Below are 12,201 nucleotides of genomic sequence, written 5' to 3' on the forward strand. Positions count from 1 at the left end.
GATCAGGTACCCCGCCGGTGCCGGAAGCGCGAAGGCTTGCGCACCAGCACCAGCCCGGTCGCTCCGACTCGCACAGCGTTCAGCTCCTGCAGGGCATCGGCAACCTGTCGGTAGGTGGTTCGCCGTTCACGACCGGTGAGGATCACGCAATCGCTGTGCAGGGCCACTGCGGTGGCGTCCACCGGCTGGCCCTCCATGCTGGCTACGAAGATCACTACATCGAAATCCTCTTCAAGGGAAGCGATCAAGCTGTCCAATCCGGCGAACACATCGAAACGGCGCAGCGTTTCAGGTTGCGGTCCGGCAGGGAGGTAGCCCATCGGCACCGATTCGATATGAGTGAGTGCATCATGCAGCTCGCTGGTGCCAGCGAGCACTTGGGCCAGGCCCGTTCCACTTGCCTCGTCGCGGCGCAGCGGCTCCAGTTGACGGTCGGCCTGCACGATCACCGAGCGCTTGCCCATGGCCGCCAGGGTCTGGGCGAGCTGCTGCCCATCGAGAACCGCATCGGCACGGGTACTGAGCACCAGGATGCGTTGCGGCAGGCGCCCGTCATTGGCCATCAGCAGGTTCGATACCAGCTGGCGGTAACCGACCTGGATGCCGGTCGGGTTGGCACGGGCTCCGTCCTTGGACCGGGCCGCCACGGTGCCCAGCACGCGCATGCGCAATTGCCGTTCGGCGTCGCGGCCGCGCAGGATCCTCGGATCCAACTTGTGCAGCGCCAGGGCCAGCAGCAATCCCAAGCTGGCTCCCGAAACCAGGCCCAGGGCCAGATTCACGGATTTGCGAGGCGCGGTGGCGTACTGCGGTGCCGCGGCCGGCACGGACAGCTCCGCTTTGACTTCGAGCTTCTTGGGGTCGGTGTTCTCCAGCTTCTGGATGGACTCCGCCAGCAACCCGGCAGCCGTATTGGCGATGTCCGCGGCCTGCTGGGCCTCCGGGGCCTTCGCCGTCACGGCCAGCAGCACGGTATCGACCGGATTGGTGGCGTTCACATTGGATTTGACGTCCTGGAAACTGCGATCCAGATCGAGCTCGCGGATCACCTGGTTGATCAGCTGCGGATCATTGACCAGCTGCGGGTAGGACCCCACTCGCTGCAGCGCGAACTGGCCACGGGCATAGGCCGTGTCCTGGCTGGAATTGACGCTGACGAACAAGGTCGACTTCGCGGTGTAGACCGGGGTCATCCCCAGGGTGATGGCGATGGAGGCGAGTATCCCGGCAAGGGTGCTGGCCGCGATCCACCACATGCGGGTTCGCAGCACGAAGAGGAAATCACTCAGATCCATGCCTGCCGCCTCCCGATGCGCATGCTGTCCCCAGCCCAATTCCGGTGCAGCTGGCCAGGTGCGATGTTCTTGGTAATCAAGCGCTTTGGCCAAGGCCCTTCACCTCCCGGTACCACTTGCCCAGGGCCAGCGCCAGGAAGCCTGCGTTGGCCAGCAGCAGCAGGACATACACCGGAATGAACACCGATGGCAGCCACAGCGTCAGGAAGGCCAGGCAGATCAGGCCGAAGTCGGTAGGCACGACGGCCAATGAATACAGGGCCGAGCTCTTGCCCTGGCCCTGCAGGTAGTGCCCCGTTCTCCCGGAGTTCAGCCGGCGCAGCTGATCGGTAAGGATCATGGAGAAGAACAGGCTGCAGGCCACGACCTGGTAGGCAATGGGCACCAGGTACCAGGCGCCTTCTACCGGGTAGAACCGGTACCACGAGATCAGCACCATCGCGTGCAGGGCGGCGGTCTTGATCGCGTCGACAATATGGTCCAGCCATTCGCCGGCAGCGGATCCGGAGCCTTGGAGACGGGCCAGCTGCCCATCAGCAGAATCCAGCGCGTAGCCGAGCACCAGCAAAGCTGTGATCAGCAGCGAAGAGCCGAAGGACGGTTCCAGCAGCGCGATCACCGCCAGTCCGCCAGCCGTGCATAGAGCGCTGATGCCGGTGACGCCGTTGGGCGTTAGCCGAAGCAGATAGGCCAGTGCCGCCAGCCGGCGGCCCAGTGGCCTGTTGACGAAGCGCGAGTAGGCTGGCGCTCCCTTATTGGTTTTCTGCCGCTGGCGCAGTTCTGCGACTGCCCAACGGTATCCTTGTTGTTCTTGCAGCATGTGAGTCCTCCCCAGTGAACTCTTATGTGCTTGCGGCCGCGATCGGCCGCAAGCGCCCCCGATATTCAGCCCTGTCCCCAAGCACCGCATTTGTGCAGCGCATCCCCAGGGGACAACCCAAGCTGAAAACAATCTAGTTCATTTCCCGTGTTCTATCCATCGAATTCCTATTCCTAGGCGAAGCCGCTGAGCCAGCGCTCGCGATTCGCACCGCATTGGCGCAACGAACCGCGAACGGCCGGGCTCATTCGGCGATTTCCCGCACCTCCAGATCATCGAACCCGCCGTTGACCGGCGCGTTACCCGCCGAGCCGGAGAGGTAGACCGACAACCCCAAACGGCCTTCGGCCTGCAGTGCGGCGGTGGAGTCGGTGACGTTGAGCTGCCAGTTCACCGGCTCATCCTGGCCTTGGTTGTAGGCCTTGGCCCGCAAGCTGGTGGAGCTGCTGCCCTGAGCCTGCAAACGCAGCCACACGGCCTTGCCCGGCGAACCGTCTACCTGGCCGATGACGGTCTCGGCGCTCAACGCACTGACGCTGCCGGAGACAACCTTCTCCAGGGTCACCGCCACCGAGCCGTTGGACAGGAACCTGACCTTGGCGCGGTACGCCCCGACGCCAGGAATATCCCGGATGGTCACCGTCTGGTAGATGCCCCCGCCGGTGGCAGCCTTGTCGCGGCTGAGCTTGATGCGCATGTCGCCTTCCCGTACCGTGGCTGGCAGCCACGACAGCGGTCCACTGCCGGCGGAGGACATGCGGATCGTTCCGGTGCCTCCAGCCACGCTGAAGTTGGACGATGAGCCTTGCCGCGTCCAGGTTCCCCCGGTATCGGCGTCACCCCAGCCATCGGAAACGGTGCGTCCAAATGCATCTGAGACCAGCAGGGCCGGTTCGGCGACGGCCGCGACCTGCACTTGCTGGACCAGCTCGGCACGTGCGCCGTCCTCGTCGGTGACCACCAGCTTGATCGGATAGCCGCCTGGCTCGGCGTACTCATGGGAGGCATTCTGGCCGCTGGCGGTGTTCCCGTCTCCGAAATCCCATGCGTAAGTGGCAATCTGGCCATCAGCATCGCTGGAGGCGGCGCCATCGACCTGGACTTCAAGTCCGTTCGCTTCCAGGGCGAAGGCCGCCACCGGTGCCGAATTCTGGACATCCACTTCGGTTTCAGTGCGTGATTCCAGCCCGTTCCCATCGCTGACCGTCAGGGTGACCGTGTACCGGCCGTCCTCGGCGTAGCGATGCTGCGCAGTTTCTCCCAGAGCGTTCTGCCCATCGCCGAAGTCCCACTGGTATCCGGTAATCGGCGTATCCCCGGCCGTGCTGCCCGAGGCATCGACGCCCAGTGCGAGTCCGCGGACCGAGGTGCTGAACTGCGCCTGCGGACCTTGGGCGGCGGCAACCGTGGCCACCTGGCTGATGGTGCTTTCCCGCTCCCCTGCCTGGACGGTCAGCGTCACCGAGTAGGTGCCGGCCGACTCGTAGCTGTGGCTGGCCGCCACTCCGCTGGCCTGGGTTCCATCGCCGAACTCCCACAGGTACCCGGTGATCTCCCCGCCGGCTGCCGGAGGCAGCGAATCGGAGGCGTCCACGGTGATCGCGAGCTCATCGGCTTCCCAGGTGAAGGCCGCGGTCGGATCCAGTTCGGCCGGGTCCCGCACGGTGACTTCGCTGGAAGCGGTGCCGGTGGCGCCCTCGTTGTCGGTGACGGTCAGGGTCACGGTCTTGGTGCCGCTGCTCGAGTACTGGTGCATGGCTTCGGCCCCGGTTCCGGTGGTCCCGTCGCCGAAGTCCCATTCCCAGGACACGATCTGCCCATCGGCATCCTGCGATGGTGCAGCGGTGAAGACGGCGGCCAGTCCGTCGACGGTGGATTCGAAGGCAGCGTCCGGTGCCGTGTTCGGCACCTTCACTTGCACCGAATTCGCCACTGTGCCGGTGGCCCCGTGCTCATCGGCCACCACGAGGGTGACCTCGTAGGTTCCCGGTTCCGCGTATTCGTGGGCGGCTTCGGCCCCGGTGGCCTCGGTCCCGTCGCCGAAGTCCCAGGCATAGTCCAGTTCCCCGCCCTCGGGGTCTGCGGAGCCAGATCCGTTGACTTGGATGCCCAGGCCGTCAACAACCACTTCCATGGCCGCGAGCGGAGCGGAGTTTTCCACCGTCAGGATGCTCTGCGCCTGGGCGGTGGCCCCAGCGTTGTCTGTCACCGTCAGGGTCACCGTGTACTCTCCGCCTGCGCCATAGGCATGCTCCACGTCCTGGCCGGAGGCCTTCTGGCTGCCATCGCCGAAGTCCCATTCGTAGGACAGCTCTCCTTGTTCCGGATCCTCGGATCCGGAACCGCTCAGGCTTACCTTCAAACCGGTCTGTTCGCTGGCTATCGCGGCCACCGGCGGCTGGTTGACCGCCTTGGCCTCGACCTGCTGCGTCTTCGTGGCAGTGCCACCGCGGTCATCGGTAATGGTCAGCACCACCGTGTAGGTGCCGGCCTGGGCGTATTCATGAAGCACTCCTTCGGTCTGCACGGTGGTGCTTTGCCCGTCGCCGAAGTCCCAGGCGTAGCTGGCGATGGTGCCGTCGGCATCGGTTGATCCGCTGGCGTCGAAGGCCACCGCCAGACCTTGGCTGGTGCTGGTGAAGTCGGCCAGCGGATCCTGGTTCGGCTCGCCGGCAATCCCGTAGTGCTCATTGACCTCGGCTTGGCTCAGTGCCCTGGCGTAGACGGCGGCCTCATCGATTTCGCCATCGAACCATGCGGAGCTGGCTCCGGACCATACCCGGTCGCCGCCAATGCGCCAGTAGCCGTTGAACGGCTCGGCCGCGGTTTGCGGGTTGGTGCCGGTGAGGGCGCCATCTACGTACAGCTTCATGCCCTCGCCGGACAACGTGGCAACCAGATGATGCCAGTCCCCGTCGTTGTAGGCCCGGCCGGTGGTGACCAGATTTTCAGCTCCGGTGTAGACGCCGAAGACCAAGGTGCCGTCATTGCGCATGTAGACATGCCGGTCGTAGCTGGAGGACAGGCCGCTGGCCGCATTGCCGAAACCGATGATCTTGCCTCCATTGCCCGTGGTTGTCCGGAACCAGGCCTCGGTGGAGAACACTGTCGGGTTCTGCACCGCCCGGTTCGAGACCACCGCGGCATCGGACTCCCCGAAGCCCAGCGATGTGCCGTGGCCGATGGCGGAATCTTCTGCGTAGCGGACCGGGCCGTTGATGGTTCCGTCGTTGCGGGCGATGGTGCTGTCCGTGGCCACGTTGCCCCCGGTTTCATCCAGGCGCCAGTACATCTGCGGTTCATCGGCGTAGACCGCGATGCCGTAGGCATCGGCTGGAGGCTCGGGAATGTCCGCAGTGCGCCCGGTGGATTGGAAGAGCTGCAGCACGGTGGCTGCGTCAATCTGCTCGTTGAAGATCGCCACCTCGTCCAGCTCGCCGTTGAAGGCCTTGCTCGACGGCTGGTTCGGCCAGCCGTTGAGGTTGTCCCCGCCGATGCGCCACATGCCGGAGTAGGCCTGGCCGCTGCTGGCATCGGTGCGTTCGGCGACCTTCAGCCCGTCAACGTACAGGTGCATTCCGGCTTGGCCCAGTGTTGCGGTGAGCTGGTGCCACTGCCCGTCGTTGTAGCTCGCCGAGGAACTGACCGTTGCCGCCCACCCCAGCCATGTGCCAAAGTGCAAGCGTCCGGAATTGTCCATCCAGGCATGGCGGTCGTAGCTACCGGAGTCGCCGGTGGCCGAGCTGCCATAGCCGATCAGCTTGCCGCCCTGGTCGCTCTCGGTCTTGAACCACAGCTGGGTGGTGAAGGTGTCCGGCGCGGTCGCGGCATTTCGGCTCGCCAGCGACTGCCCGCTGAATCCGCTGGCATCATCGTCGCTGATCGCACCGGGCAGGCCGCGCTGCAGGGCCGCGCTGGCGTCGGCATCGACGAAGCCGATGTTGTCAAAGGCTACGCTGCCATCGGATTCGTTCAGTGGATAGTAGATATCCGCGCCGGTCTCTCGCAGGACCTGCGTATACGGACTCTCGGCGCTGTTGCTGACGGTCACCGGATCCGAGCGCGGACCGATGTAGTTATTGCCCCACGGGTCCGAGACGCGTACCCGGTAGGTGTGGGTGCTGCCCGGAGCCACGCTGTCATCGCGGAAGCCCAGCGACTGCTTTTTCCACCAGATGGAGGACACGTCCTGGCTGTCGATGGCGGTGAGCGAATTATCGCGCAGCAGCTCGTAGGTGAGCGTTTCGTCATCGATATCCCAGGTAGTCGGCCAGGCCACGCGCACGGAACCGCTGCGTTGGGAAATCGCCGACGGCTTCAGCTCCGCGGTGTACTCGGGCCGTATCGAATTCGACGACAGCGACCGCTTGGGGAAGACAGCCAAGCCCTGCTGGTTGGTGTTGTTCAACCTGGTGAACTCGCCGCCGAGAACCAGGTAGTCCCCGTTATTATCCATGGCCCAGCCACCTTGGTACTGCCCGGTGTAGGTACCGGTATTGATCGAGGGATACCAGTGCAGCAAGGTCGGGATTGGCTGGTTGCGCACCAGCGAATTATTCGACGGCGCAGTGGCATCCGTACCGGTGGCGAAGGCAGTCTCCGCCAGCGCGCGCTTCCAGATCATCGGATTCTCCTCGGGGAACCCGTTGACCGACGAGCAGTCGTGGGCGTGCGGGGTCGAGTAGACCACGTCGCCCATGATGCTGATCGATGAGGTCGATCCATAGCAATTATCGAGCCAGATCAGGTCTCCGGTGGCGTAATCGGCGGCAAATCGGCCGTCGAACCAGTGCCAGCCCATGCCGTTGTTCGCCGCGTAGATGACGCCGTTTTCCAGTTTCAGGTCCGCGACCCATGCACGGGCATTGTCATCGATCCGCGCCGGGACCGGAGTGGAGCTCCATGCCGCCTGCTGGCCGGTGGTCTCATTCACGGCGCCGATGCCGACCTTGGGCTCGTTGTTGATCGTCTGGAAGCGTCCGCCAATGACCACGCGGTCGCTCTGGTCGGTGGCGATGATGCCGTGGACGATATCATCGGTGGCCGGTGCCCACGCCTGAAGTTCCGCGTTGGCGCGGTTCAGCTTGGCGACATTGCGCCGGGTCTGGTTGGCCACGGAGTTGAAGGAGCCGCCCAGGTAGACAGCGTCGCTGGTCACTGCAAGGGTTTCCACGGACCCGCCCACGCTGGCGGAGAAGGAAGTCAGCGCCCCGTTGGAAGTGGTGAATTCAGCGATCTTGCTGCGGGCTTGGCCGCTGACGGCGGTGAACTGTCCACCTGCGTAGAAACGGCTTCCATCCGGAGAGAACTCGATATCCATGACTGGAGCGTTGAAGTTCGGGTTCCAGGGCAGGATCTGCCCGTTGGTGATGTTGAAGGCCATGGCGTTATTGCGAACCACTTCCCCGGCGCCGCCAGGATTCGCACCGCTTGGCCGTACCCGGGTGAACGAACCGACCACATAAGCCACATTCCCGCGCACACGCAGGTCCCAAGCCACCCCGTTCAGCTGCGGGGTAGGAAGATGATTTGCGCTGACCGTCTCGGGCAGCTCGATTTCCTCTTCGCCAGCGGCTGTCGCCGGAATTGCGCTCAGGCCGGCAATGACCAGCACAGCCGCGGCGACCGAAGCCAGCACCCGTGTGAATCGCCGCACGGGTGTGCGCCGGCCTGCCGTTATCTGCTGCTCTTCCATGTCCATTCCGTTCATTGTTGATACCGGGGCTTTGCCAAGTCAGCGCTGCTGGGCGAATCGGCCCGCTGGTTGCCCCTGCCGGGGCAAGTGCACGGCAACCGATTTCTGCAGCCACCGCCGCATGGCCAAGCCGCCGGCCAAGGCACCAGCGGCGGCGGCCCACGGAACCAGCCGGTAGTCCGAAGTGAATACCAGGACCGAGGCAATCAGCACCACGGACAGGATGCTGTCCATGAACCTGATAGCAAATACCGGCCGTGCATTCTCGTGTACCGCAGCCAGCAGGCCATACGGCGTGGATGCCGCCACCGCGCTGGCATACGCCAGCCACCCGGTAACAGCAAGACCTGACGGGCGGATGCCCGTCAGCAGAGGTCCGCCCCAAGGCAGCAGCACCAGCCCAATGGCCGCGCAGCCTGCGGTGGCCAGCAAAAGCTTGAGCACCACCGAATCAGTGTTCTTCAGCTGGCGCCAAGGACCGGCATCTCGGTCGCGGGCCAGTGACGCAAACAGGTAGGCACAGGTGCCGGTGACCAGCAGCATCGCAGGAGCAGCATAAAGCCTAGCCGCCTCCAGCGCGCCGGCTGCGGCCAGGCCGATCAAGGCGGTGACGAGCACGCGCATCACAGTCAGCTGGGTCGGGCGCAGTCCTTGCAGGGCAGAGCGCCAGATTCCGAATCTGGCCACAGCCCGGATTTGCGCCGGACGGTGGGCCGGCGTTTTTTCGCTGTTTGGCAGGCGCAGCCAACCGAAGGCGGTTCCGGCGCATTGCCCGGCCAGGACCGCCAAGAAGAACGCTTCCAGCGTCAAGGTGGAGAAGACGCCGAATCCCAGCAGCACCATGCTGGTGGTTCCCAATACCACCAGGTCTACCACGATCAGCTTTCCGAAGCTGAGGATCACCATGTAACTGCGCCGAACCAGCTCTTCAGCGACGTAGGCAACCACTGCCAGGCCGTAGAGCACAGCTCCGAGCAAGCCCAGATCGGTACCCGCCCAGCAAAGCAACGCTCCGATGGCCCCCAGGGACAGGGCCAGCAACGAGAGCCAGAAGCGCAGTCCGGCCCGCACATGCGGATCATGCCGGTCCAGTACCGTCAGCGAGTCGCCGACAAAGCCGGAGATGATGGCGGCTGCAAGGATCAGCGCTCCGTAAAGCGTCGAAATGAGGCCCAGCGCCTCCAGCCCGAGAAGCTTGGCGGCCAGCATCAGCACAATCAGGCTCGTCAGGGACTGGATAGCCTGTGCCGTGGAAGATGAAGCTACACCGGCAACCTTGTTCAGCAGGGTTCTGGCTAGAGTCATTTCTTCTCTGCCTTCAACGTGAACAACCCTGGAGCGTGCTGGTTGTCCAGATCCACCTGCACCTTTGCCACGGCGCCGGCATCTTGGACGATGAAGGCGTAGTGGGCGCTGGCCTGCTTTCCTGCCTCGATCGTGCCAGAGAAGTCATAGGCCTCGACCTCGCCGTATAGCGGCAGTGCTGCCTGCTGGCCCTTGCCCGGCACGAGGTTAATGATCACACTGGAGATGTCCAGTTCCTCACCGGATCCATTGCTAATCCGGACCTCGTACACCCGGTATTTCGCTCCGGTGAAATAGCCTGGTCCCTCGCTTTTCACGATGCCATTGCCGATCGCGGCAACCGTGACGTTGACGCCGTCCCGATAGCTGGCTTGTGTCGCATCCTTCGTATTCGCCGGCATGCGGTCTGCGGCCCTGACTGCTTCACCGGAGCGCTTCACCACCGGCAGCTTTCCATCGCCGGCTTCGAAGGCTATCCCGCTGTAGTCCGCTGGCTTCTCTACTTCGGGTGTTGGCTCGTCGCTGGGCACTTTGGTAGCTTCCAGCTGCGGCGCACTGTCTTCCGGTGCCTTCGTCGGATTGGCCTGGGGCTTCCCAGTTGGCGGTGCGTACGGTGATGGTGCTTGTTCTTGCGGCGCCGCATTGTCCAGCTCGCTCGCCTGGGGCGCAGCTGAAGTGCACGCTGCAAGCAAGAAGATCGACGAGCAGAGCATCGCCAGCGTTGACAGAATTCTTATCCGTCCGGCGGGTTTCGTGGCAAAGGAGTCGGCGGCAGCTGGGGGGCAAGTCGTGTTTTCGCGCGACTGACATGCCGCCGACTCCGCCTCATGAGCCCACCCGGAACTCGCAAGCGGGAATTCTCCCGCGCAGGAAATCGGATGGACTGGTTGATGCGCATCCGGCGGTGTCCCGCCAGAGCAATTCTTGTTGATAGCCCGAGTGCTTCCAGGCTCATGTGCTCGCAACGAACGCATTTTCTGATCCCCCACAGAATCCGTACTGCTTTGTTTTCGAACATTGGTTGCGCTTGGCACCCGATGAGAGGTAGCGCATGCTTGCGGATCCTGGCTGCAAATTGATCCGGCCCGATATCTGCTTGTCCCAGTGGCCCTGCCACGGCGTGCCCGCGGGCAAGCTGCAAGTTCTCATCCTGGCTCCTAATAGGCACCGTCGGGCTTGACCATGACCTGGAAGGTACGCCAGATCAACCGCAAATCGCTGAGCACGGTCCAGTTCTCTGCGTAGTACAGATCCAGCCGCACGCTTTCCTTCCACTCCAGGTTTGACCGTCCGGAGACCTGCCAAAGTCCGGTCACCCCCGGCTTCAGCAGCAACCTGCGGCGGGCCTGGCCCTCATAGGTTTCCACTTCGGCGAACAGCGCCGGACGGGGTCCGACCACCGACATGTCCCCGCGCAGGACGTTGAGGAACTGCGGCAGCTCATCCAATGAATGCTTGCGCAGCCAGTTGCCGCACCGGGTGACCCTCGGGTCGTCTTTCAATTTGAACAGCGGCCCTGCCCCTTCATTCAGCTTTTGCAGGGCGGCCAATTGCGCTTCGGCATCGTGGACCATGGTGCGGAATTTGATCATCTTGAAGGGGCGGCCGTCCTGTCCGGCCCGTTCTTGGAGGAAGAAGATCTTCCCCGGGCCCTCGCGCCGGATCAGCAAGGCGATCACCAGGAAAACCGGTGACAAGGCCAGCAAGGCGAGCAGCGAGAAGACGATGTCGAAGCCGCGCTTGCAGAGGTATCGCGCTCCGGTGAACTTTGCCAGTTCCACATGCAGCAGCGGCATCCCATCCACGGGGCTGGTCCGCACGCGGCGGCTGGCAACCCCGATGATCGAGGAGGCCACGATGAGCCTGGTCCCGGTGCCCTCAAGCCGCCAGCCCAGTTGCTGCAAGGCTTCATTGCCACCGGGTAATGGTCCGGCCACGATCACCGAATCAGCATGCAACCGCTGGATTTCCTGCTCGATGGCGCCGGTGTCGTAGGCCAGAGGAAGGGTCGGATCGGTTTTGCGGATATCGCGTTCGGCTTCCGGATCCGCCGCGCCGTCCATCAGCGCGCCAACAACCCGGTAGGCGGGCCCGGATTTCTTGGAAATCTGGCGGACGGCGTACGGGACGTCGGTGGGCTGGCCGTAGATCAGCACATTGCTCAAGGCGTAGCCGCTTCGGCTGCGCCAGCTCAGCCACTGGCGACAGGTCCACCTGCTCAGCAGCAGTGCGGGCAGTCCCAGCGGCAAAGAGAGGACCAGGAAAATTTTCAGGCTGTCCTGGCCGGTGAGCACGATAAGTACCCCCATGAAGCCCGACAGTGCCAGCCCCGAATAGACCATGATCTTGTATTCCTGCATCCCCACGGCAACACTTCCCAGCCGGTGGGCCTTGAAGGATAGCAAGCTGGCCATCCAGGCGAAGGTGAGCAGCAACCCGGCCAGCACGTAGTAATGCGTGCTACCCGCAATGAACTGCGGCATCTGCGAGCTCTGGAATTGCGTGATTGCCGGCAAGGAGCTCACCAAGGAAATGACCAGCAGATCAGTGCCGTAAAGCCGACGCAGATAAGCGCGGCCCCGGGCACTGGCGGTACCGGTTTCCTGATTTGTCCTTGGAGGTGCGAACGTCCAGGTGCCGAGAGAAGATACGCGATCTTCGCGCAGCCTGCTGCTAATTTGCGACATGTCTTGTTCCCACCCTGGCTAGCGATTCGACGCAGCAAGGGTGGTCGCAGACCGGCAACACAACGTCAATCATCTGTATTCCCCCAAGAAATAAGCGAGTTCCCCAATACACATGGCAATCGCGCTGTCCCACCAGCCCGGCTGCCGTTCTCGACCTTGAGCCTATGATGCGAATGCATCCGATGCACGAGTGGAAGAACACTCAAAAGATGGCCTGCATATCCTTCAAATACTCACACGGCACTTGGTTCATACTCGCTCGCTACTTGGAAGGAAGTTTCCGGGCATGGAAAAACCCTGCACCGGCGCAGAGGGGTTGCCGATACAGGGCCTTTTCGGGAAGGGACCGGCGGTCGCGCTGGGGGTAATCCTCGCGGATTCGCTGGCCGCCGGCCCCGT

The 12,201-nt window shown here is 63.5% G+C and carries 6 protein-coding genes; all 6 read right to left on the bottom strand.

The features are described from left to right. Positions 1-2 precede the first annotated feature (2 nt). The 6 genes from EDF61_RS15395 to EDF61_RS15420 all read right to left on the bottom strand — a co-directional run bounded on the left by EDF61_RS15395 (position 3) and on the right by EDF61_RS15420 (position 11,802). A complete protein-coding gene (locus EDF61_RS15395) occupies positions 3-1,388 on the bottom strand; it encodes a Wzz/FepE/Etk N-terminal domain-containing protein (RefSeq protein WP_133834681.1) in 1,386 nt (461 codons plus the stop codon). After that, a complete protein-coding gene (locus EDF61_RS15400) occupies positions 1,372-2,115 on the bottom strand; it encodes a CDP-alcohol phosphatidyltransferase family protein (RefSeq protein WP_105658095.1) in 744 nt (247 codons plus the stop codon). The genes EDF61_RS15395 and EDF61_RS15400 overlap by 17 nt, the downstream gene beginning before the upstream one ends. A gap of 244 nt (positions 2,116-2,359) precedes the next feature. Continuing rightward, positions 2,360-7,810, bottom strand: coding sequence for a PKD domain-containing protein (locus EDF61_RS15405; protein ID WP_166650844.1), 5,451 nt, complete (start codon positions 7,808-7,810; stop codon positions 2,360-2,362). Between the two features lie 39 nt (positions 7,811-7,849). Beyond that, entirely contained in the window at positions 7,850-9,115 is a 1,266-nt protein-coding gene (locus tag EDF61_RS15410) for a hypothetical protein (RefSeq protein WP_133834683.1), read from the bottom strand. Next, positions 9,112-9,645, bottom strand: a complete 534-nt coding sequence (locus EDF61_RS15415) for a hypothetical protein (protein ID WP_133834684.1) — start codon at positions 9,643-9,645, stop codon at positions 9,112-9,114. Before EDF61_RS15415 ends, EDF61_RS15410 begins: the two co-directional genes overlap by 4 nt. A gap of 627 nt (positions 9,646-10,272) precedes the next feature. Then, positions 10,273-11,802 (bottom strand): sugar transferase, encoded by a 1,530-nt coding sequence (locus EDF61_RS15420; RefSeq protein WP_133834685.1) that lies wholly within the window; start codon positions 11,800-11,802, stop codon positions 10,273-10,275. Positions 11,803-12,201: the final 399 nt, after the last annotated feature.

This window comes from Arthrobacter sp. JUb115, assembly GCF_004365035.1.
Taxonomy (GTDB): Bacteria; Actinomycetota; Actinomycetes; order Actinomycetales; family Micrococcaceae; genus Glutamicibacter.